Source organism: Bradyrhizobium sp. SZCCHNR1053 (assembly GCF_032381235.1).
GTDB lineage: Bacteria > Pseudomonadota > Alphaproteobacteria > Rhizobiales > Xanthobacteraceae > Bradyrhizobium.
Genome location: NZ_JAUHJM010000013.1, coordinates 91,538 through 114,546 on the forward strand (window position 1 = coordinate 91,538; position 23,009 = coordinate 114,546).

At 64.1% G+C, this 23,009-nt stretch carries 19 protein-coding genes; 9 read left to right on the forward strand and 10 right to left on the reverse strand.

Annotation, left to right across the window (positions count from 1 at the left end; genetic code table 11):
• Positions 1-1,365: 1,365 nt before the first annotated feature.
• From QX051_RS24950 to QX051_RS24960, 3 genes are read right to left on the reverse strand one after another with little or no spacing between them, the layout of a single operon-like run.
• Positions 1,366-1,911 (reverse strand): hypothetical protein, encoded by a 546-nt coding sequence (locus QX051_RS24950; RefSeq protein ID WP_315777943.1) that lies wholly within the window; start codon positions 1,909-1,911, stop codon positions 1,366-1,368.
• Positions 1,912-1,913: 2 nt separating this feature from the next.
• On the reverse strand, positions 1,914-2,477 hold the full coding sequence (locus QX051_RS24955; RefSeq protein ID WP_315777944.1) for a hypothetical protein: 564 nt from the start codon (positions 2,475-2,477) through the stop codon (positions 1,914-1,916).
• Complete coding sequence (locus QX051_RS24960) at positions 2,470-3,189, reverse strand: hypothetical protein (RefSeq protein ID WP_315777945.1); 720 nt, start codon at positions 3,187-3,189, stop codon at positions 2,470-2,472. Before QX051_RS24960 ends, QX051_RS24955 begins: the two co-directional genes overlap by 8 nt.
• An 867-nt stretch (positions 3,190-4,056) precedes the next feature.
• On the opposite strand from QX051_RS24960, the gene QX051_RS24965 reads away from it, so the two are divergent.
• Positions 4,057-5,352: a cystathionine gamma-synthase family protein gene (locus tag QX051_RS24965; RefSeq protein ID WP_315777946.1), complete on the forward strand. Its 1,296-nt coding sequence runs from the start codon at positions 4,057-4,059 to the stop codon at positions 5,350-5,352.
• 18 nt (positions 5,353-5,370) lie between these two features.
• Here QX051_RS24965 and QX051_RS24970 read toward each other — a convergent pair whose 3' ends face one another.
• Positions 5,371-5,694 (reverse strand): putative quinol monooxygenase, encoded by a 324-nt coding sequence (locus QX051_RS24970; protein ID WP_315777947.1) that lies wholly within the window; start codon positions 5,692-5,694, stop codon positions 5,371-5,373.
• A 573-nt stretch (positions 5,695-6,267) separates the two neighbouring features.
• Between QX051_RS24970 and QX051_RS24975 the strand changes: the two genes are divergently transcribed.
• From QX051_RS24975 to QX051_RS24990, 4 genes are all read left to right on the forward strand, one after another.
• Complete coding sequence (locus QX051_RS24975; RefSeq protein WP_315777948.1) at positions 6,268-7,506, forward strand: FAD-binding protein; 1,239 nt, start codon at positions 6,268-6,270, stop codon at positions 7,504-7,506.
• Complete coding sequence (gene glcF, locus QX051_RS24980) at positions 7,503-8,825, forward strand: glycolate oxidase subunit GlcF (protein ID WP_315777949.1); 1,323 nt, start codon at positions 7,503-7,505, stop codon at positions 8,823-8,825. The genes QX051_RS24975 and glcF overlap by 4 nt, the downstream gene beginning before the upstream one ends.
• A gap of 73 nt (positions 8,826-8,898) precedes the next feature.
• Complete coding sequence (locus tag QX051_RS24985) at positions 8,899-9,357, forward strand: hypothetical protein (protein WP_315777950.1); 459 nt, start codon at positions 8,899-8,901, stop codon at positions 9,355-9,357.
• Between the two features lie 492 nt (positions 9,358-9,849).
• On the forward strand, positions 9,850-10,845 hold the full coding sequence (locus QX051_RS24990; protein WP_315736549.1) for a TorF family putative porin: 996 nt from the start codon (positions 9,850-9,852) through the stop codon (positions 10,843-10,845).
• Positions 10,846-11,159: 314 nt separating this feature from the next.
• On the opposite strand, the gene QX051_RS24995 is transcribed toward QX051_RS24990, so the two are convergent.
• Entirely contained in the window at positions 11,160-12,920 is a 1,761-nt protein-coding gene (locus QX051_RS24995; protein WP_315771249.1) for an ABC transporter ATP-binding protein/permease, read from the reverse strand.
• Positions 12,921-13,241: 321 nt separating this feature from the next.
• Here QX051_RS24995 and QX051_RS25000 point away from each other — a divergent pair, with 321 nt between their 5' ends.
• Positions 13,242-14,906, forward strand: a complete 1,665-nt coding sequence (locus QX051_RS25000) for an L-lactate permease (RefSeq protein ID WP_315736551.1) — start codon at positions 13,242-13,244, stop codon at positions 14,904-14,906.
• Positions 14,907-15,056: 150 nt separating this feature from the next.
• The gene (locus QX051_RS25005) at positions 15,057-15,464 is read left to right on the forward strand and encodes an META domain-containing protein (RefSeq protein WP_315777951.1); all 408 of its coding nucleotides are present in this window, start codon (positions 15,057-15,059) and stop codon (positions 15,462-15,464) included.
• Positions 15,465-15,793: 329 nt separating this feature from the next.
• Here the strand turns inward: QX051_RS25005 and QX051_RS25010 are convergent, their stop codons facing one another.
• The 3 genes from QX051_RS25010 to groES all read right to left on the reverse strand — a co-directional run bounded on the left by QX051_RS25010 (position 15,794) and on the right by groES (position 19,188).
• Positions 15,794-16,984, reverse strand: coding sequence for a hypothetical protein (locus tag QX051_RS25010; RefSeq protein ID WP_315777952.1), 1,191 nt, complete (start codon positions 16,982-16,984; stop codon positions 15,794-15,796).
• Positions 16,985-17,126: 142 nt separating this feature from the next.
• A complete protein-coding gene (gene groL / locus QX051_RS25015; RefSeq protein WP_315777953.1) occupies positions 17,127-18,770 on the reverse strand; it encodes a chaperonin GroEL in 1,644 nt (547 codons plus the stop codon).
• A 121-nt stretch (positions 18,771-18,891) separates the two neighbouring features.
• Positions 18,892-19,188 (reverse strand): co-chaperone GroES, encoded by a 297-nt coding sequence (gene groES / locus QX051_RS25020; RefSeq protein WP_008961387.1) that lies wholly within the window; start codon positions 19,186-19,188, stop codon positions 18,892-18,894.
• 331 nt (positions 19,189-19,519) lie between these two features.
• Between groES and QX051_RS25025 the strand changes: the two genes are divergently transcribed.
• Positions 19,520-20,026 carry a hypothetical protein gene (locus QX051_RS25025; protein ID WP_315736555.1) on the forward strand — a complete coding sequence of 169 codons (507 nt, stop codon included), beginning with the start codon at positions 19,520-19,522 and terminating at the stop codon, positions 20,024-20,026.
• 140 nt (positions 20,027-20,166) lie between these two features.
• Here QX051_RS25025 and QX051_RS25030 read toward each other — a convergent pair whose 3' ends face one another.
• Positions 20,167-20,946: a protein phosphatase CheZ gene (locus QX051_RS25030; protein ID WP_315716668.1), complete on the reverse strand. Its 780-nt coding sequence runs from the start codon at positions 20,944-20,946 to the stop codon at positions 20,167-20,169.
• 307 nt (positions 20,947-21,253) lie between these two features.
• On the opposite strand from QX051_RS25030, the gene QX051_RS25035 reads away from it, so the two are divergent.
• Positions 21,254-22,045 (forward strand): L,D-transpeptidase, encoded by a 792-nt coding sequence (locus QX051_RS25035; protein ID WP_315777954.1) that lies wholly within the window; start codon positions 21,254-21,256, stop codon positions 22,043-22,045.
• A gap of 88 nt (positions 22,046-22,133) precedes the next feature.
• Here QX051_RS25035 and QX051_RS25040 read toward each other — a convergent pair whose 3' ends face one another.
• Positions 22,134-22,934, reverse strand: a complete 801-nt coding sequence (locus QX051_RS25040; protein WP_315777955.1) for a DUF2076 domain-containing protein — start codon at positions 22,932-22,934, stop codon at positions 22,134-22,136.
• Positions 22,935-23,009: the final 75 nt, after the last annotated feature.

Below are 23,009 nucleotides of genomic sequence, written 5' to 3' on the forward strand. Positions count from 1 at the left end.
GTGTCTGCTCGATCTCACGTCCCGCAAATGCTGGAGACCCTCATGGTGAGGAGGCGCGATAGCGCCGTCTCGAACCATGAGGCCACCGTACGGGCCTCGCCCTTCGAGACGCCCGCCTGCGGCGGGCTCCTCAGGGTGAGGAGCGAAAGTCGTGCCCAGAACACGTACCGTGTAGATCGATCCAGCACTCTCGCTCTCTCCACGACGACGCTGCTGACAGTCCATGTGCCGCGCCGCTCTCGGACCTGGCCCCTCATGGTGAGGAGGCGCGCAGCGCCGTCTCGAACCATGAGGCCCGTCCAGCCATGCCGACGGCGTGAGGTCCATATCCACATCCCAGACAATATCGGACATGACCTCGCATCCCCGCGGCGCACGACGCCCGGATCCTGCCATCGACATGCCCTTCGAAAGCAATCGAGAGGGCGCAGGGAATGCCGGGTGAAGGCCTCACCCATGGCCCGCCTGCGAAAAAAATGCAGGCGGCAGGTACCACAGGTTCAGCCGATCAACCGGCATTCCCCGCGCGCTGGTCTTAACGCTTATACGTGATCTCCTCGGGGACCGGCGTTCTTGCCCCCGTCGCCTGCGCGCCCCGCAAAGGGCATCGCCCGCTTGGCCTCAGCACCGGGAGGCCAGGACCACACGACTTCACGTCCGCATCGCAGTCGTTCGTCGGCATGACCGAAGCCACGCTGCGACCCGACACGGCCACCGCATCCCCACCCCACGTATCGTGACGACCGCGCGTACGCCCCTCTCGGCGAGGCGGGATGGGGAGAGTCATACACGATTTCTGTAAAAACGAAAGAGGAAATTTCGGCGCCTGGAGGAGGCCTGCCGCTTCGCACTGAAATAGCTCGCGAAATGGGGTTTTCCGCGCGAGCGATTTTGCTGCGGCCGGCCGTTCTTGTGCGGTGAGATCGCGCAAGATCAGCAAAGCTGATTTGCCCGACGACTCGAAAAAGCCCTGCATCTCTGTCGGTTCGAAATTGTGGACGCTCAAGGGATCGACCTTGGACCGCTCCCGTGTGAAGGTTGCGGATCAATGTTCATTTCAGATGCAAATCAATGAGTTATGTAGTGGGCGCGCCATTCGTGGACGGTTTATACACGGCGAAAGAAGCGGACATGCCGTGCTCTTATCGATCGCTACGAGCACACGATGGCGAGCGAAGAAGCGCGGCCGGCGGATTTGTTGCCGGTGGCCCGAAAGATCAGTCCTCGCTCCTAGTTCGTTGAGCGACCCATAGCAGACGCGGAGATTCCATCGTCATGGTCAAGCACGGGCCGTAACGCGCTTGGAAAGACGATATGGATCCTATTGCTTGTAGCCTTAGAGAGATCGACAGAGGGGCACTACATTCATCCCAGGGTGAGGAATGTGCCCTTACCGTTCAGGCATTCGTCTCCGAACCGCTTGAATGGATGCTCGGCGTCCGAAGTATCACAGTCGCATATGTGAGGGATCGCAGGCCCGAAGGCCTCCGCTATGGCAATTCGGGCGTTTGCCTTGGCTCGATTGCGTGCGCTCTTTCCTTCCACAGTGATCCTTAAGGCAAAGTCGAGGTGAGCCTCCTGACCGTGCTCAACAGTGCTTGTAACGGTCAAGGTGTAATCAGGACCATTGAGGGGGATGGCGCCATATTTGGCGTTTCTAAAGCCACAGTAATATCGACGAGCCTTCGCGGTCTGGTTCTGGATGGCAGCAATGCCACAACCGATTTGATGCACCTGCTCGGCTTCCGGCACCAATCGTCTCAGTACGCCAGACTCGTGGCCACAGCCATCCTCGCCAGAGTTTTCGAAGCGCCAAAGCAGCTCGTCGAGATGGACCTGATCTTCGGAAAAGAAGCGCGGAAAGATAATGCACCGCGCGATGCTATCATCTTCTTCAAGGGCAACGGTCATTTTTAAGCCGGCGTGTGTCCCAACAATTTAAACTCGTGTATATTGATCGAGTCCCTTGCCGTCAGCAACTGACGATTGTCGCGAACGACGTAGCCGACTTCACCGTCTGTTATCGTAATGGCGCAACGCTTCATGCCCTCTGCCCAGAGCATGATTATAGCTTCGTGGTCTTGAGTCGCGATTTTCGGAGGTGGCAATCGAGCGATCTCGATTTGATTCAGAACCGCAATCGCGGTTTGTACGGCACCGCGCTCGACCGCTTCTTCGTCGTCTGCGTTTGCTAACGCATCCAAGCGCCTCTCGATCTCGTCGTATCGCTTTTTCACACTTGCTAAGGCGCTAGCGGCGGGGCCTTCATCGATCGTAGGCGACGATCGACCATAAATTCGTTTGTAGATCAGAGGCTCGTAGGTCTCGTTCGGGCTCACCTTCTGAAGCATGGAGAGGTGCACGGTGCTGTCTGCTGCGTATCGAACCAGGAGATCAGACGAAAGCGGTTCAGCTTTTTTCCTAGGCAGTGTAACATCGATCGAGTTAGGCTGCGGCGATTGCTGAAATCTAAGCATTGGAACCACTCGTTGTGTTTTCAATTCGCGCGATGGCTCGCGATGAGAGGCATCGAAAGACGCGAGCAACATCACCTCTTTGAAATGACTGATTTGGCGCGGTGTTAACGTCGATCTTGTGAACTATGCGCTGATCAGTTTTCACCGCAAAGGGAGTTGCTCCGCTAGAATCGAATCGAAAGAGCTGCACGTTAGCTACCGACCAGGTTGATATCTGGTTCACCAGAAGCGGCGGGTCGCCATCCTCCGTCACCTGGATATTATACTGGATCGTTGGGTCAATCGAGTTGATCGGAAATCTTGCACCCGTTTTCGCTTCGATCATCTCCGTTGCAGAGCCTTCGAACGGGAGAAGCTGGTTCAGTACAAAAGCGCCCCGCAACAGCGGGCAAGACTCTGGCAACAGCTCAGCCTTTTGAGCGAGTTCAGCTAAGATCTCTTCCGGGCTTTCAAGAAAGGGATGATCCTCCCCCGGAGCGTCAGGCATCGTATTGACCGTTACATCAATCCGACCAATCTGGCTGGCGATAGTGATTTGTTTTTGGGCGGCGGTGCCTGCCGCGACGGTTTGCTTTCCAGGAGTATTTGGAATCCGCCGAAATTCATCCGGACCAGGCGCACCGTAAAACAACTCCCAAATCTTTCCAGCATCGAGCGGATCCGGCCTGGGAGCCGTGAAGTAAGCCATTTGGATGAAGTCGATGTTTTTCACTGCGATTTTCCGGTTGCCCAATAGTAAATGGCTCGGCCGGGGCATATCAAGAGACGGCGGGCCACAATGGAACTCTATCGTATACAACTGAAGACAACGGAAAGAGGGCGACGCTCAAATGGCGGTTCGGCTAAGGGCCAAAAATCCTATCACTCCGAGTTCGATCCGCGCAACCGGAACGGGCCTTTGGCGAAACTTTGCAACTTAAGCATTAGATCGTCGAAATTCTCTAGTAATATCAATGACTTTCGCTCCCTTCACACGGTAGAGGCCCCAGGTTGATCCCATCTGGCGACGCCCATGGTGCCCTGTGATCTTTCGTTTCTTACCGGCTACGCCGCTCGACGCACCTGCCAGTCTTCATAGGCGCGCATCCCGGCCTCGCGCTCGGCCTTCTTCAGGATTTCGCCCGGCGGCCGGTCAACGCGACTGGCGACTTCATCCAATCTGCCTCGAGCCAGTCCTGAATCGTCGGCATGACCGAAGTCACGCTGCGACCTGACACGGCCACCGCGTCCCCACCCCACGTATCGTGACGACCGCGCGTACGCCCCTCTCGCTCGGCGAGGCAGGATGGGTGAAATCATACACCATTTCTGGAAAAAAGAAAGAGGAAAATTCGGCATTCGGAGGCCTTGAACTACGGGGCGCTATTGCGCACCGTGGTTCAATCACCAACGTGCAGCCGGTTAGCGTCTTCGCATTGACGATTGCCCCGGAATGACGGCGAAAACGCGTCCGCTTAGCTCTCGCGGAACCTTGACGACGCTGCACGCGCGCCGCCCATCATCTGATAGAATAACGACATGGTGGCGGCCGCGCGATGTTCGCGGCTGCGGTCCGATCATTCGCACAGCGGGGTGAACCATGACAAAGCCGTTTCCGTCAAAAACCCATATCGGCAACCATGCGCTGCATCCGGAAACGCTGATGCTGAACTACGGCTACGATCCGCAGCTGTCGGAAGGCGCGGTCAAGCCGCCGGTGTTCCTCACTTCGACCTTCGTGTTCAAGAGCGCGGAGGATGGACAGGATTTCTTCGATTTCGTCTCGGGCCGCCGCGAGCCGCCTGAGGGCGGCGCGGGCCTGGTCTATTCGCGGTTCAACCACCCAAACAGCGAGATCGTCGAGGACCGGCTCGCCATCTACGAACGCACCGACAAATGCGCGCTGTTCTCGTCCGGCATGTCGGCGATCGCGACCACGATCCTCGCCTTCGTGCGTCCGGGCGACGTGATCCTGCACTCGCAGCCGCTCTATGGCGGCACCGAGACGCTGTTCAGCAAGACGCTGGCCGGCCTGTCCATCGGCGCGGTCGGCTTCGCCGACGGCGTCGACGAAGCCGCGGTCGACGCGGCGGCGCAGGATGCGATGCGCAAGGGGCAGGTCGCGATGATCTTCATCGAAACCCCGGCCAATCCCACCAACGGCCTGGTCGACATCGCGATGGTGCGCCGTGTCGCCGACACGATCGGCAGGGCGCAGGGACATACGCCGCTGGTCGCCTGCGACAACACGCTACTCGGCCCGGTATTTCAACGGCCGATCGAGCACGGCGCGGACATCTCGCTCTACTCGCTGACCAAATATATCGGCGGTCATTCCGACCTGATCGGCGGCGCCGCGCTCGGCGCCAAGTCCATCATGAAGGACGTGAAGGCGTTGCGCGGCGCCATCGGGACCCAGCTCGACCCGCACTCCTGCTGGATGCTGAGCCGCTCGCTCGAGACCTTGAGCATCCGGATGGAGAAAGCCGATGCCAACGCGCTCATCGTCGCGGACTATCTGCGGGACCACCGCAAGGCGGCCAAGGTTCATTACCTCGGCCATCTCGACCAGGCCTCGGCCGCAGGCCGCGTCTTCCGGCGCCAGTGCACCGGCGCCGGCTCGACCTTCTCGTTCGACATCGAAGGCGGCCAGGCGGCCGCCTTCAAATTCCTCAACGCGCTGCAGATCTTCAAGCTGGCCGTCAGCCTGGGCGGCACGGAGTCGCTCGCAAGCCTGCCCGCCAGCATGACCCATTCCGGCGTGCCGGCTGCCGTCAGGCAGAAGATCGGCATCCTGGATTCGACGATCCGATTGTCGATCGGCATCGAGCATCCCACCGACCTGATCGCCGACATTGCCCAGGCCTTGAACGCGGCCGCGCCCTCTCCGGCGTGACTGCGCTGAGGGCCGGTTTCAGGAAAGCGGCGTTTCAATCAGCTCGTACTGCACCCGCTCGCGCCGGGCCAGCAGAGGCAGGGCCAGCCCGGCGATATAGGTCTTGAAGTGGTCGCTCTCCTGGTGGGCCTTGAACGCGGCTTCGTCGCGGAACAGCTCGTAGAACAGGAACTGCGCCGGGTTGTCCTTGGCGCGGGAGATCAGGAACAGTTCGGCGCCGGGCTCGCGCTGCGCCTCGGGCAGGAAGCGCGACAGGATCTCGGCGACGCGGTCGGCTTCGCCGTCGCGGGCCTCCCATTGTGCCACCACCAGCAGGCCGCCGCCGCTGATGGCCTCGTTCACGGTTTTCGTCTCGACTGCATATCCGGTCATCGTGATCGGTCCTTTCGTTGAAGTGCTGCAAGGGCAACGATACCGCAGTTCCTGCACCTGATCCTTCGATGGCGGACGAAGGATGGATGTGCACATGAGTGCGTAGGGCGGATGGGCCGAAGGCGTCATCCGCCGTGCGTCTCGAAAGTCGGCGGGTTACGCTTCGCTAACCCGCCCTACGGGCTGGGGAGTACGCGATGCCTGGGCTTGTTCCGCCTGCGGGGCCTGGCGCCTCGCGGGGCGAAGGCCCGGCATCGACGTCTTTCCTTCTCCGGATTCGACGACGTGGATGGTCGGGACAAGCCCGGCCATGACGACGTTGAAACAGCTCGGCCGGACTCTGACGGCGTCATATGCGATAGTCCTGCGGGGCAGCGAAGCCTCGATGCCGCAGAGCACGACGGCGGGGCCATGCAGATCGCGCGTGAACGTTCCGTCGTGGCCGCCCTTGTGTCCGGCCCGCAACGCTTTAGAAAGGCCCCAACGTCGGTGGCCGCGTCGCGCTGGACCGCCTGTCATCATCAACAAGCAAGGCGAGCAGCGGTGGACGCCCTCAAAGTACGCAACGCAGCCGACGTGGAGGAGGTGGTTCGCGCCGCGATCGCGAGCGAGCAGCCGCTCGACGTCATCGGCCATGGCTCGAAGCGCCGGATCGGGCAGATCACGACCACCAACGCCGTGCTCGACCTGTCGGCCCTGAGCGCCGTCGTCGCCTACGAGCCGAACGAGCTGATCATCACGGCGCAGGCCGGCGCGCCGCTCGCCGACCTCTTGTCGCTGATCGATTCGAAGAGCCAGCAATTCGCGTTCGAGCCGATGGACACGGGTCCGCTGCTCGGAACCACGGGCCGCGGCACGCTCGGCGGCATGATCGCGGCGGGCCTGGCCGGTCCGCGGCGCATCCGCGCCGGCGGGGCGCGCGACCATCTGCTCGGGGCGCATGCCGTCTCCGGCTTCGGCGAGAGCTTCAAGACCGGCGGCAAGGTCGTCAAGAACGTCACCGGCTATGATCTCTGCAAGCTGCTGGCGGGCTCCTGGGGCACGCTCGCGGTCATGACCGAGGCGACGCTGAAGGTGATGCCGCGGCCGGAGTCGGAGCGCAGCCTGGTGCTGCGCGGGCTCGACGACCTCAAGGCCAACCGCGCCATGACGGCGGCGCTGGGATCGCCGTTCGACGTGTCGGGGGCTGCGCATCTGCCGGCCTCCACGCTGCGGCCGGAGGTCGATGGGCTGAGCCCGATCGGCTCGCCGCGCGAGGCGGTCACGGTGATCAGGCTCGAGGGCATCACGGCGTCCGCGGCGCATCGGGCGGCGTCGCTCGCCAAGCAGCTCGCGACCTTCGGTCCGGCCGAGATCATCGCGGACGACGCCTCCGCCGATGTCTGGAGCGCCGTGCGCGACGTGCTGCCGTTCGCGGCCAATGGCCCGCTCGGCGCCTGGCCGGTCTGGCGCATCGTCTGTCCGCCCGTATCCGGCGGCGTCATCGGGCAGGCGCTGACGCGCCAGACCGGCGGCGAGGTGATCTATGACTGGGGCGGCGGGCTGATCTGGGCGGCGCTGCCGCCGCAGCCCGATGCGTCCGCGGGGCTGGTGCGCAAGCAGGCCGAGGCCGTTGGCGGCCACGCCACCCTGCTCCGCGCGTGGGACGAGATGCGTCTGGCGGTCGACGTCTTCCACCCGCAGCCGCCCGGCGTCGCCGCGCTGGAGGAGCGGGTTCGCGTCTCCTTCGATCCCAAGACCATTCTCAACCGCGGCCGTATCAGGCGGAGCGTTGCGTCATGAAGACCGAGTTCACCCTGGCGCAGCTCGCCGACCCCGATATCGCGGTGGCCGACAAGATCCTGCGCGCCTGCGTCCATTGCGGCTTCTGCACGGCGACCTGTCCGACCTATGTGCTGCTCGGCGACGAGCTCGACAGCCCGCGCGGCCGCATCTACCTGATCAAGCAGATGCTCGAGAAGGACCAGGCGCCGACGGCGGACGTGCTCAAGCACATCGATCGCTGCCTGTCGTGCCTGTCCTGCATGACGACCTGTCCGTCGGGCGTCCACTACATGCACCTCGTCGACCAGGCGCGGGGGCGCATCGAGCAGACCTACCAGCGTCCGCTGGCGGACCGTCTGTTGCGCGCCGTGCTCGCCTATGTGTTGCCGCGGCCGCGCGAGTTTCGGCTCGCGATGACCCTGGCGCGGCTCGGCCGGCCGTTCAAGGCGCTGCTGCCGGCGTCCTCCGTGACGCAGGGACCTGTGCCGAGCCTGCTGCGGCGCGTCAGGGCGATGCTCGACCTGGCGCCCGCCGCGGCGCTGCCGCCGCCGGGGCCGGCGGGCGGCAGCGTGTTTGCCGCGCAGGGCGCGCGGCGCGGCCGCGTGGCGCTGCTGCAGGGCTGCGCGCAGGCGGCGCTGGCGCCGCGCATCAACCAGGCTGCGATCAGCGTCCTGACGCGGCACGGCGTCGAGGTCGTGCTGGTCAGGGACGAGCAATGCTGCGGTGCGCTGACCCATCACATGGGGCAGGACGCCGACGCGCTGGCGCGCGCCCGCGCCAATGTCGGGGTGTGGGCTGCCGAGGCAAAGCGTGGCGGTCTCGACGCCATCCTGGTGACGACCTCGGGCTGCGGCACCGTCATCAAGGACTACGGACACATGCTGCGCGAGGACCCGCAATATGCAGCGCCTGCTGCGGCCGTGTCGGCCATGGCGAAGGACATCAGCGAGTATCTCGCGGGTCTCGATCTGGTCTCCGCATCTCGGCACGACGACCTCGTCGTGGCCTATCACTCCGCCTGCTCGCTGCAACATGGGCAGAAAATCACGAGCATTCCGAAAGAATTGCTTTCCAAGTGCGGATTCGTGGTGAAAGATATACCGGAGAGTCATTTGTGTTGCGGTTCGGCGGGGACCTACAACATTCTCCAGCCTGACATCGCGATGAAGCTGCGCGATCGCAAGGTCGCCAATATCGCGACCGTCAAGCCGAATGTGATCGCGGCAGGCAATATCGGCTGCATGATGCAGATTGCCAGCGGCACCACCGTTCCCGTCGTGCACACCGTTGAGCTTCTCGACTGGGCGACGGGCGGTCCGCGACCAGGAATGATTTGACGGACGGGCGCGTGCTGACTGCCGGCCCGTCCCGCCGGATGAGTTGATTTCGGCGGCAACTGGAGGGATTCTGATGGCGAAGGACAAGAAGGCGAAGAAGGACAAGAAAGACAAGAAGAAGCTGATGGCGCAGGCCAAGACAGCCAAGAAGGCGACGAAGAAGTCCGCCAAGAAGGCTGCCAAGAAGTCCGCGAAAAAGGCTTCCAAGAAGGCTGCAAAGGCGCCGGCCAAGAAGGCGAAGAAGACCGTGAAGGCCGCGGCGAAGAAGGCGGCCAAGGCTCCTGCCAAGAAGGCGCCTGCCAAGAAGGCTGCTGTGAAGAAGGCTCCCGCCAAGAAGGCCAAGACGTCGGCCGCGAAGGCTCCCGCTGCGCCGAAGAAGAAGGCCGCCAAGAAGCGGGCTCCCAAGATGGCTCCTCTGGTCGAAACCCCCGAAGTGAGCGCAACCGAATCGGCTGCCGAAACCAGTTGGGCGATGCCGAGCGTGGCACCCGAGGCGCACGAGGACGGAGAGGGGACTGCCTCCGGAAGCTGATCTTTCCGGATCGGATCGTTCTCACCACCGAGCGAATTCACATCGGGAGGCCGCGGCGGCAACGCTGCGGCCTTCTCGTTTGTTGTTGCCTCCGTCTGTTGCCACCGTCTGTTGGCTCTGTTTTGGCTGGCCGTTTTGTCGATCTGCTCGTCGCCAGCGTCGCCCCCGCAGATCTACGGCCGGGCGAATCCGATCCCGATGCGCTGCGGCATTTCGCTTGCGGCACGACGAGTCCAGCGTGCCGGCACACCCGAATGTGCGTCCTGGGCTGCTCTAGGACACGGAGATTTGTTGTTCAAATGCAACACGCGCTGACTACCTGCCGTGGAATTGTCGAAACGCCCAAAAAGGCGGCAGATGCCGCGCTTTTTTGCTTCACCTGCGGCGAGACCCTGGCACAAATTGCGTCTGGATGACGCAGCCGGTCTTGTTTGCGCCCTGGGGGGCCAATGTGGGGCAGGCTTTTTCGAAAATAGGGTGATGGGGATCGTCATGAAAAAGTGGGCTTTGCTGGCAACGGCGCTGGCAATGGTTTCGGGATCGGCTTCGGCGGCGGACATGGCGGTCAAGGCCTATAAGGCTCCGCCTCCGGTGGCGTTTGAACCGTGGGATATCGCGTTCGGCGCGGCGATCATGAACGACTACGTCTTCCGCGGCATCACCCAGTCGAACCACAAGCCGTCGGTCGCCGCCTATTTCGAGCCGCGCTTCAACGTCAACAAGGACCTGCAGTTCTACGTCGGCGTCGCTGGCGAGAGCATCTCCTTCCCGAACCGGGCTGCGGCCGAGATCGATATCTACGGCGGTATCCGCCCGACCTTCGGCGCCTTCGCCTTCGACATCGGCGTCTGGGGCTACCTGTATCCGGGCGGCACCTGCTATTACGGCGGCGGCGCCACGACGGACTTCGCCGGCCGCGCGCTGAGCGCCGAGTGCCAGGCCAACACCTTGACGAACTTCAACACCATGAAGAAGGACGTCAGCTTCTTCGAGGTCTACGGCAAGGGCACCTATACGGTGAACGACAACTGGTCGTTCGGCGTCACCGAATTCTATACCCCGAGCTTCCTGAACTCCGGCGCCTGGGGCAACTACGCCTCGGTCACCGGCAAGTATACCGCTCCGAGCACCCTGTTTGGATCGAGCGGCGTCGGCATGTACGTCTCGGGTGAGTTCGGTCGCCAGTGGTTCGGCACCACCGACAGCTTCTACGGCACCGCGGCCTTCCCGAACGGCATCCACTACGCCGACTACAACACCTGGAACGTTGGCGTCGGCTTCACCTACAAGGTGTTCACGCTGGATCTGCGCTACTCCGACACCAACCTGTCGAAGGGCAATTGCAACGCCTTCACTGGCGACTTCACCGCCAGCGGCACCACCAACGTCACCGCGATCAACCCGGGTGGCCTGGGCTCGAAGTGGTGCGGTGCGACCGGCATCGCCAAGCTCTCGGTCGACCTGACGGCGATGACCAACCTGAAGTAATCGTCCCAAGGCGGATCGAAATTCCTGACGAGGGCGGCAGAGCAATCTGCCGCCCTTCTGCTTTGGTGACGGCAGCTCGCCGTGGTCGCTCGGGCGTCTTGCCGTCCTTCTGGAACGCCATCTTCTGGAAGGCCATGGCTCGGACGCCGCCGGGGCAATTGGACTTCTCATCATCGGCGCAGGGGCGCGATGAGATCCCTGGCGGCGCCCTCGGGACAATGGGCTGCGTTCGGGACGGATCTCTCAGACCCCTTGCCGATGGAGGCGCGCCGCCTTGCGGCACATCTCCATTCCATGAGGTCGCGGCGCTTGCTTCAATTGCCTCCACCCGCGGTCGCGTCGGCAGCCTTCTCAGTCTGCCGCAGCGCGAACCGGTCGCCATCCCGAATCAGCTCGACCTTCCGATCATGGAACTCGTGCAGGGTCGAGCGGTGGCCGATCGAGACGACGGTGGTCTGCGGCAGGCGTTCGGCCATGACCCGATACAGCCTCGCTTCGCTCGGCTCGTCCAGCGACGCCGTGGCCTCATCGAGGAAGAGATATTGCGGCGCATGCAGCAGCGCGCGGGCAATTCCGAGCCGCTGCTGTTCGCCGAGCGACAGCATCCGATTCCAGTGCGAGTCCTCGTCCAGGCGGTCCGCAAGTTGTGGCAGACCGACGGCCACCAGCGCCTCCCTGACCTGCTCGACGCTGAACGCGTCGGCCGCTGCCGGATAGACGATCGCGGCCTTGAGCGGGCCGATCGGGAAATAGGGCCGCTGCGGCAGCATCATCAGCTTGGCATGCGCGGGCACGCTGATCGCGCCGCTGCCGAACGGCCAGACCCCGGCGATGGCGCGGAACAGCGTCGACTTGCCGGCGCCGGAAGGGCCGGTCAGCAGCGTGCGCTCGTTGTTGCCGATGCTGAACCCGTCGGCCGCGACCAGCGGCAGGCCATTGGGCAGCTTCAGCAGCAGCTGGGCGAGATCGATGCTGTCGCCGGCATGGTCGACGACATCGATCGTCTGCGGCTCGCCCGAGAGCTTGTGCGCGCTCTCGATGGACATGTCGAAGCCGTCGAGGCGGGCGACGGTCGAGCGCCAGTCGGCAAGCGTCCGGTAAGTCGTCACGAAGAACGACAGCGCGCCCTGCACCGTCGAGAAGGCGGACGCCGTCTGCATGATGCCGCCCATCTGGATCGACTTGGCGAAGTAGGCAGGCGCAACGAGCACATAGGGAAAGATCACGGCCGCCTGTGAATAGCCCGCCGTGAAGGCCGTCAGCCGCTTGGTCCGGCTCATGATCTGGTACCAGTTCTGGACGACTCGGCCGAAGCGGGTTCCGAGCTGACCCTGCTCGGCGCCTTCCCCGCGCAGCAGCGCGATCTGCTCGGAGCTCTCGCGCACCCGCACCAGGTTGAAGCGGAAGTCGGCCTCGTAGCGCTGCTGCTCGAAATTCAGATTGACGAGCGGCGAACCGATCCAATGCGTCAGTATGGTGCCGAAGACCGCATAGATCAGCGCGATCCAGACCAGGTAGCCGGGGATCGCGATGTCGGTGCCGAACAGTTGCAGCGGGGCATCGGTCGACAGCCCCCAGAGCACCACCATGAACGAGGCGAGCGAGACGATCGAGCTGAGCAGCCCGATGGTGATGTTCAGCGTCTTGTCGACGAACAGCTGCACGTCGTCGGCAATGCGCTGGTCCGGGTTGTCGGCGATGTCGCCCTTGAGCTGCATGCGATAGTGCGTGGCGTTGTCCAGCCAGCGGCGCAGGTAGACGTCGGTCATCCACCGCCGCCAGCGGATCTGCAGCCATTGATTGAGATAGAGCTGATACACGGCCAGGATGATGAAGATGGTCGCCAGCACGGCGAACACGCCGATTTCCCAGATGAAGCTGTTCCAATCATACTGTTGCAGCGCGTTGAAGAACCTGTTCTGCCACTGGTTCACCAGCACCTGGATCGCAACGAGCGACAGTTCGATCGCAATGACGGCGGCGAGCAGGATGCGGCCGGCGACCTTGTCCTCGGAGCGGAAGTAGGGAATGGCGATCCGCCAGACGGTGGCGACGGTCGAGCGCAGATTGTTCACAGAGGGGCTGCTCCTGAGAAAAGGTCTTAACGGGCTGACGAAAAACGAGAAAATCGCAGTGATTGCCGCCTGTATAGACTAAAGTCGTAATGTGGCGGGTGACCGCCGGCTTGTCGGTCGCGTGTGACAAACCGTAGCATGGGGTAGGGGAGAGGGACTGCGACCGCCGCCAGATTTCGCGAGAATTTGAGCAGAGTTGGGCGTTGCCGGTTTTGTGATCTCCTTTTCCGACCTTTGCCAGGCTTGGGGGCCTGGGCGAGCAGACCTGATCCGTCCCGCCGGACCGGGTCCAACAACAAGAACGTGGGGGGAGAAGTCACGATGTGGAATCAAATCTACGACCCGATGGGGAGCCCGGCGCTGTCGACGCTGGCCGCCGCCGTCCCAGTGGTGACGCTGCTGGTGCTGATCGCCAGCGGCAAGGTGAAGGCACACATCGCGGCGATCATCGCCGTGATCCTGACCAACCTGATCACGATCTTCGTGTTCACGATGCCGGCCAACATGTCGCTGCGCGCGACGTTTCTGGGCGTCATCACCGGCTTCTTTCCGATCGGCTGGATCGTCCTGAACGTCATCTTCCTCTACCAGGTGACGGTCTCGACCGGCCGCTTCGAGTTGCTCAAGCGCGCCATCGGCGGCGTCACGGAAGACCGGCGGCTGCAGCTGCTGCTGGTCGCCTTCTCCTTTGGCGCGTTCTTCGAGGGCGCGTCGGGCTTCGGCACACCGGTGGCGATCACCGGTGCCGTGCTGATCGGCCTCGGCTTCTCGCCGCTCGCGGCGTCCGGCCTGTCGCTGATCGCCAACACCGCCCCGGTCGCCTATGGCGCCTTGGGCACGCCGATCCAGGGCCTCGCCTCGGTCACCGGTCTCGATCCCTACATCCTGGGCGCAATGGTCGGCCGGCAGCTGCCGGTGTTCTCGCTGATCGTGCCGTTCTGGGTGATCTGGGCGTTCGCGGGCTGGAAGGGCATGAAGGACGTCTGGCCGGCGATCCTGGTCACCGCCGTCTCGTTCGCGGTCCCGCAATTCCTGATCTCCAACTACATCAATCCGTGGATCGTCGACATCGGCGCCTCGCTGATCTCGATGGGCGCGCTGATCCTGTTCCTGAAGGTCTGGCAGCCGAGGCAGCTGTGGCTGTCGCCGGCGTTGCGCGGGCGTGACGAATCGGCCGCCACGATGACGGCGGCGAAGCCGCTGGACCGCACGCCGCTGACGCAAGCCGAGCTCTGGGGCGCGCTGCTGCCCTGGATCATCGTCTGCGTGATCATGCTGATCTGGGGCAACGGCGCCTTCAAGGCCTGGGCGAACTCGATCTTCACCTGGAACTATCCGGTGCCCGAGCTCGACAAGCTGATCAACAAGATGCCGCCGGTGGCCGCGAAGCCGACACCGGAAGGCGCGGTGTTCTCATTCACCTACCTGACCTTCACCGGCACCGGCATGCTGATCGCCGCGATCATCTCCGGCTTCCTGATGGGTGTCGGACCGGGCAAGCTGATCGCGGAATATGGCCGCACCATCCGTCTGTGCGCGATCTCGCTGATCACGATCTCGGCGATGCTGGCGATCGGCACGCTGACCCGGCTGTCCGGCGTCGACGCAACGCTCGGCCTCGCCTTCGCCGCGACCGGCGTGCTCTATCCGTTCTTCGGCACCTTGCTCGGCTGGTTGGGCGTGGCGCTGACGGGATCGGATACGGCCTCGAACGTGCTGTTCGGAAACCTGCAGAAGATCACCTCCGAGCAGCTCGGCCTGTCGCCTGTCCTGATGGCGGCTGCCAACTCATCCGGTGGTGTCATGGGCAAGATGATCGATGCGCAGTCGATCGTGGTCGCTTCGACCGCCACCAACTGGTACGGCCACGAGAGCTCGATCCTGCGCTACGTCTTCCTGCATTCGATCGTGCTGGCCTGTCTGGTCGGCCTGTTCGTCACCTTGCAGGCCTACGTCTATCCGTTCACGGCGATGGTGCTGAAGTAGCAACACCGGCAGCGACAAAAGCCCCGCGCCGCAGCTGCGGCGCGGGGTTTGCTATGTTTGGAACACATTTGTGCGGGAGCCGTGGCGGCGGGGATCACGGTCGTCGCCTGGAAGGCGCAACCCTGCGTGTGATTGGTCTGAAGAGGAACGATGCAAGTGTTGAAGCGTGGCTGCGCCGTGGCGATGATGGCGTTGTCGATGTCGGGCCTGCCGCTTGCCGGCGCGTCGGCGGAGGAGTTTCCCTTCGGAATGGAGATGACGCTCGATGCGTTACCAATGCCCGGCTCGAAGCGCGTGCCGGATCTCGACATCGGCGACAACGGCGAGACCGTGCTGGAGCTCTGGTGCAAGGGCGGCAAGGGGCAGTTCTCGGTCGCCGGCAACACCATCGTGTTCATCGCCAGCAAGATCGACGACCGCAACTGCCCGGCGGCACGCGCGCAAGCCGATGACGAGCTGATCGCGGCGCTGAGCGCGACGACGAACTGGAAGCGTCAGGGCGACCTGATCATCTTCATCGGACCGAAGACGCTGCGCTTCCGGCTCAACACCAATTGAGCCGAGACGGGCGTATCGAAAGTCCTCGTCTTGGTCACATCGATATATCGGCATGTGGACCTCGCTGTCATGGTCCGGCACCTGGTCCCGCTTCATGCACGTTCGCGATTCCGCAGCACGCAGCTTTGAGGTCAGCCCCGCTGTCACCCTCCCCTGGAGGGGGAGGGGCGCCTCTCATGAGCGCAGCGAATGGGAGGCGGGGTGGGGTGATCTCTCCACGTGCACCGGTGCCCGCGGCGTCACCCCACCCCGCTCGCCCGCTTCGCGTGCGATCGACCCTCCCCCTCCAGGGGAGGGTGGCATCTGAGATCGCGGCGCCTGCCGTCGCCTTACTTCCAGACGGAGTTGTCCGCATCCCAGCGCTTGGCCTTGAAGGCCTTCGCCAGCTCGTCGATGGCACCGCCGTCGTCGCGGGTATCGCTTTCCTCGTCGCCCGAGGATTCGTCCGACAGGATCAGCTTGGCGCTCGAGGCCTCATCGATGGTGGTCGTCGTCGGGCTGCTGATCCAGAGCATCAGCGCGTCGGCACCGCCCGGCTTGTCCGCCGAGACGAGGCCGGTGACCTCGATGACGTCGGTCAGCTCGAGCGCCGGCATCAGCTGGCTCGGCCGCTTCAACGTCAGCTTCAGCTTGCCGCTGACCGGATTCCACGCCGCACTCGTCGGCTTGGCATTGTAGGTCTTGGCCAGCACGTCGGAGATGGCGCCCGCCAGCTTGTCCTTGTTGATCTTGTCACCGTCGCGCCAGTCGGCCGCCGCAAAGCGGATGGTGCGGTCCATCTCGACCGTGCCGGCGGTCCAGCCGGCGGTGACGACGCCGTTCATGGTCCGCGCCTTCGCGATCAGTGCGCCGGCTCGTTCGGGGTCGACGGTCATGCTGATGGTCTGCTCGCCCGCGCGCAGTGCGTCGCAGCTCACGATGAGGCTCGACAGCGAAACTTCGACGTTCTCGCCCTTCAGGCTCTTGAGGAAGTCGGTCACCGCGTCGAGCTTGAGCCGGACCGAGACCGCCTCGGGCGAGACGTCGGTGAAGTCCTTCGGCTGGGCGCTGATGCCGTCGTCGCTCGACTGGCTCTCCTGGAACTCTTTCTCGCTGACGTCGGAATTGTCGGTCGACGTCACCTCGGTGACGGTCTTGCCGATCGCGATCTGTCCGCGGAACTCGAACGTGTCGCCGGTCGGCTTGCGATTCAGCTTCACCGTGACCGGCTCCTTGGCGCCGTTGCTCTGGGTCGCACCGGTCAAGGTCTGGCCATTGACGGTGAGGCTGACCACGAAGCGGTCCTTGCGATCCGAATTCTTTGCGACGGGATAGCAGACGTCGAGCGTGGCGGCGGTGACGGTCTTGCCCTGGCGCGTCTCCTTCAGGATCACGTCGGCATTGCCGTCCATCAGGCCGTCGATCGCAGTGAAATACCGAGTCTCGTTGGCGGGGGCCTTGGTCCCGCTCTTGCTCTGGGCCCAACCGAGTTCCGGCGCGGCCGCTGCAATCACGGCCAGCGCAAGCAAAATCGCGCGCATCTGAAAATCCTTGTGGGGGCAGAATCGGCCTTAAGCTGTAGCGCCGATTTGCGATCGCTGCACCCCCGGGCGCGGACACTCGGCCAAAAAGAAGGCCGCCCGGAGGCGGCCTTCCTGAACGTCTCGGTGATGCAAGGGGGGCTCAGAAGCCCATGCCGCCCATTCCACCCATGCCGCCGCCGGCCGGCATCGCGGGAGCTGCGTCCTTCGGCAGCTCGGCGACCATCGCCTCGGTGGTGACCAGGAGGCCGGCGACCGACGAGGCGTCCTGCAGCGCGGTGCGGACCACCTTGGCCGGGTCGATGATGCCCTTGGCGACCATGTCGACATAGTCCTCGGTCTGGGCGTCGAAGCCGAAGGTCTCGGACTTCTCGTCCAGGATCTTGCCGACCACGATCGAGCCCTCGACGCCGGCGTTCTCGGAGATCTGGCGGATCGGAGCCTCGAGCGCCTTCAGCACGATGTTGATGCCGGCCTGGACGTCCGAATTGGCGTTGGTGATGCGGCCGACCGCCTTCTTGGCGCGCAGCAGCGCGACGCCACCGCCGGGGACGATGCCTTCCTGCACCGCAGCGCGGGTCGCGTTGAGGGCGTCCTCGACGCGATCCTTCTTCTCCTTGACCTCGATCTCGGTCGCGCCGCCGACGCGGATCACCGCGACGCCGCCGGCGAGCTTGGCCAGACGCTCCTGCAGCTTCTCGCGGTCGTAGTCCGAGGTGGTCTCCTCGATCTGCGCCTTGATCTGGCCGACGCGCGCCTCGATGTCGGCCTTCTTGCCGGCGCCGTTGACGATCGTGGTGTTCTCCTTGTCGATCACGACCTTCTTGGCGCGGCCGAGCATCTTCACCGTGACGTTCTCGAGCTTCATGCCGAGGTCTTCCGAGATCAGCTGACCGCCGGTCAGGATCGCGATGTCCTCGAGCATCGCCTTGCGGCGATCACCGAAGCCCGGCGCCTTGACGGCGGCAACCTTGAGGCCGCCGCGCAGGCGGTTGACGACCAGCGTCGCCAGCGCCTCGCCCTCGACGTCCTCGGCGATGATCAGCAGCGGACGGCCCGACTGCACCACGGCTTCGAGCACCGGCAGCATGGCCTGCAGGCCGGACAGCTTCTTCTCGTGCAAGAGCACGTAGACGTCGTCGAGCTCGGCCGTCATTTTCTCGGCGTTGGTGACGAAGTAGGGCGAGAGATAGCCGCGGTCGAACTTCATGCCTTCGACGATGTCGACCTCGGTATCGAGCGACTTGTTCTCCTCGACCGTGATGACGCCCTCGTTGCCGACCTTCTGCATCGCCTGGGCGATCATCTTGCCGATCGCGGCGTCGCCATTGGCGGAGATGGTGCCGACCTGGGCGACCTCGGAGGACGAGGCGACAGGCTTGGCGCGCTTCTCGATGTCCTTGATCACGGCGGCCACCGCGATGTCGATGCCGCGCTTGAGATCCATCGGGTTCATTCCGGCGGCAACCGCCTTGGCGCCCTCGCGCACGATGGCCTGGGCCAGCACGGTCGCGGTGGTGGTGCCGTCACCGGCGGTGTCGTTGGTCTTGGAGGCGACCTCGCGCAGCATCTGCGCGCCCATGTTCTCGAACTTGTCCTCCAGCTCGATCTCCTTGGCGACGGTGACGCCGTCCTTGGTGATGCGCGGAGCGCCGAAGCTCTTCTCGATGACGACGTTGCGGCCCTTCGGGCCGAGCGTCACCTTGACGGCGTTGGCGAGAATGTCGACGCCGCGCAGCATGCGGTCGCGTGCGTCGCCGGCGAATTTGACGTCCTTGGCTGCCATTTCAAAATTCTCCTGGAGTAGACCTCGACGGCGAGGGGCGTGATCGCCCGTCTGTCGCCGGAACGAGGTTGCAGAGCATTTTCGCCCGGGGCGGCTGATCGCCGCCCCCGGCAGGTCGGGATCAGGCGACGACGCCCATGATGTCGGACTCCTTCATGATCAGGAGCTCCTCGCCGTCCAGCTTGACCTCGGTTCCGGACCATTTGCCGAACAGCACGCGGTCGCCGACCTTGACGTCGATCGGGATCAGCTTGCCGCTCTCATCACGGCCGCCCGGGCCGACGGCGACGACTTCGCCCTGCGAGGGCTTTTCCTTGGCGCTGTCGGGAATGATGATGCCGCCCTTGGTCTTCTCTTCGGCGTCGATGCGCTTAACCACGACGCGGTCGTGCAGGGGACGAAACTTCGATTTGGCCATGACGGATCCCTTTTGGGGTGCTTGGATAAGTTGTTGCTGTCGGAGGAAATCTGAATGCGGCCACATTTGACGCCCACTTGGCGCCAACTGGCTCGCAGCCTTAGCAATCGCGCCCTCCGAGTGCTAAAGACCGCTCGGGGAAATATGGCTTGCGGCTGTTCCTGTCAAGCAACGGCCGGCAGTTAAGCCGTTCTTGAGGCTGTTAGGGGATGTTGTCCCGGGCCAGACATGTTAGTGGAGCGGCGTCGTCATCCGACGTCATTGCTCTGACGAGCGTTTTGGGTTTGGTTGCCGGACGGGGCAGCCACGATCTTGTTCCTAAGGGGATGCCATGACGAGTTCACGGTGCGCGCGGCCGGTTGCCAATCTCGCGATCGCGTCGGCGCTCACGATGCTTCTGGGAGCGTGCACGGGCTTCAGCCTGTCGCCGTCGCCCCCCATGCAGACCGAGGCGCCGGTCGAGCCCGAGGTTCCGGCGACGATCCGCCCCGAGGATCTCGTCGGCAAATGGGGCCTCGCCGCTTACAACAACCCCAACGACCGTCCGCGCACCGAGAAGATGGCGTTGGCGCAGTGCAAACAGCCCTATGTCATCGGGGCGGGCACGTCCGGCGGTGTCGTGATGCATCTGGCCGACCAGGCGACTCCCCAGGAGCTGCGCCTGAAGGGCTCGGCCAGCGGCAAGAACTACATCGGCCCGGCCGGACCGCCCGGCGGCGAGCAGGACCGCGAGGTCGTCTCCTTTGACGGCCGTGTGCTGATCACCCGCTTCGTCGACAAGGATGCGGCGACCCGTTACCAGACGATGGTCTACGTCCGCTGCGGACCGCGCGCCTGAGATCCGGGCAAAGCCCTCGCGACAAGCCCCGGCCACACCCAAAAGCCAAACGAAAAACGCCGGTGAAAGCGCCGGCGTTTTGCTTGGTGCTGCTCGGTGCCATCCCTGGCCGGCGTGGCCGCCGGTCAGGCAGGACGAGGTCAGTTGAACATCGCGTCGATGTCGTCCTGCGAAGCGTGGCCGACGTCACCTTCCGCCTTCGGGCCGTTCAGCAGCCGGGCGTCGCCCTCGCGGTGGTCGACGATCGGCGGCGTATGCGCCTTGATGGCGTCGACGCCGCCCCAGATGTCCATCATCACCACGATGTGGTGCTCGATGAACTTCATCGTGGTCATGACCTTGTTGATGCGCTGGCCGGTCAGGTCCTGGAAGTTGCAGGCCTCGAAGATCGAGACCACCCGCTCCTGGATCTCTTCGCTCAGGATCTTCTGCTGGTCGGCCGAGTCCACCTTGGACAGCGCGCTGGCGGCCTGGTCGATCGCCTCCGCGGCTTCGAGGATCTGCTGCGTCGCCTGCTCGGTGCCGCCGACGACCGCGCCGAGCTCGCCGTTGACCTTGGCCATCTCCTCGCCGTTGAAGCTCTTGGCATGGAGGGTCGCGATCTCGCCCTTGGTGCGGTTGATCGCGTCGTGGATCAGGTCGAGCTCGACCTTGAGCTTTTCGCACTGCTCGATCTGGGCACGATAGGTCTCGAGCAGCGCGCGCGCTTCGGCGACCTCGCGTGCGGCGGACTCTTCGATGGCGGCGTTCGCCGTGTTGCTGCCGCCGCTGCGGATCGCATTGGCCATCTGGGAGCGGATCGCGCGGAGCTCGTCCATGATTTCCTTGTGGTTGGGGCCGATCTCGCCGCCCACGAATTCGGGCTCCGGCATATGGCCGACGATTGCTTCTTCGATACGGAAACGCTTGCGAACCGCCATGATAGTATCCCTGACCTTTTGCTCGGATCAGTTCTACGCAAAGGCTATTTAACATCGCGTTCACGCCAGGAACCGCCGTTGAGCAACGCTGGCGTGCATCGTGCGTCAACGATTAAGCATGCTCCGCCGGCCTTCACGCAAAATAAACGCTAGCGATCAAAACCGCCGACGTATGCAGCGATGGTGAATCCCGGCGCCTCCTGCGTTTACCAAAGCGATCGGGTTTTGCTCTTTATTGACGATACGCGGCGGCGCATTTGCCTCGCGCGATGAACAGTCTTCAGACGAAACAGTACAGAGTACGTCGATGTTCAAATCAGTATCCGCAGCGCTGCTGGCCGGCGCATGCGTTTTCCATGCAGGTCTGGGCCGCGCCGCAGCCCAGGGATTTCAGCAGCCGACCGTGATCTATAGCGGCCCGCCGCAGCAGTCCGCGCCGGTGCGCACCGCCTATGTCGAACGCTCGCGCATGGGCGGCGGCTTCATCGAATTCCTGTTCGGGGATCCGCAAGGCGGCCGCGGCGCGCCTCCGCCGGGACAGCCGATGTACCAGCAGCAGCCGTCCTACTACGAGCCGCAGCGGCTGGCGCCGGGCATGGTCCCGCAGCAGGGAGTGCCAGATGAGGAGGCCTATGAGCAGACGCAGCGGCCGCTCGATCCGAAATACGAGAAACAGATCGTTGACTATGACGGCAAAGAACGGCCGGGCACGATCGTCATCGATACGCCGAACAAGTTTCTCTATCTGGTCCAGGGCGAGGGCAGGGCGCTCCGCTATGGCATCGGCGTCGGCCGCCCCGGCTTCACCTGGTCGGGTGTGAAGACGATCTCGGCCAAGCGTGAATGGCCGGACTGGACGCCGCCGCCGGAAATGCTCGCGCGCAGGCCCGACCTGCCGCGGCACATGGAGGGCGGACCACAGAACCCGCTCGGCGCACGCGCGATGTATCTCGGCTCGTCGCTGTATCGGATCCACGGTTCGAACGAGCCGTGGACGATCGGCACCAACGTCTCGTCAGGATGTATCCGGATGCGCAATGAGGACGTCATTGACCTCTATGGCCGCGTGAACGTCGGTGCCCGGGTCATCGTGCTCTGACGACTGCCGCTGCGCGACATCAGCAACAGAAAAAGGCCGCCCGTGGGGGCGGCCTTTGCATTTTTGAGTTGGCTGCGACCCGGGAGCTTCACGCGTAGTCGCTGCCACCGTCGTCGTCGCCATAGCCGTCATCGGCATCGAAGTCGGCCGCGTCGCTGTCATTGCCGCTGTCGTCATGGCTCGCCTGGTCGAACAGGCCGGCCCGGCCGCCGTCGCCGCCCGGGCGGCCGATGTCGTCGAGACCGGCGTCGCGCGCCAGCGAGCCGCCGGACTGGTCGCCGCTCCACGGGCTGGCACCGCCGCCCCGCTCCTCGATGATCGTGGTGTCACCGAACGCCTGATGCGACCCGCCGCCCATCATCGAGCGGATGCCGCCGAGCAGCAGCGAGCCGCCGACCATGCCGGCCGCTGCGGCCGCCGCCGTGCCGAGGAACGAGCCGCCTCCACCGCCGAACATGCCGCCGCGCGGCTGGCCGAAGCCGCCCTGGTCATAGGAGCTGGGCTGGCCGGGATAGCCGGGCTGGCCCTGGTAGCCCGGGGGCATCGCCTGGCCGCTGTTCCAGACCGGGCGGCTCTGCGACGGCGGCGGCACGTTGGGGACCGAGCCGCGACTGCCCGAGCCGAAGATGCTGTCGCGCATCGAATCGAGGAAGCCGCCGGACTGGCCCTGCGGGGCCTGGGCGTGCTGCAGCTCCTCGATGCGGGCATTGGCGCGCTTCAAGGCCTCATCCTGCACCAGCACCGTCTGCACCAGCGCGTAGACGGCGTTGGGAGCCCGCTGCAGCGCCTGGGCGATGGCGGCGGCGGCCTCCGGATCACGCGGTGCACTCTCCAACGTGGCAAGCCGGTCGAACAGATCGTCGATGAGTTGGCGTTCTTGCGGTGTCATGTCGTTCTCCTGCCGCTTGCCTTGTTCCGGCCAAGCGCGGCCAAGATTTAGGGGGACTTTGTGGCCGGGCCAGCC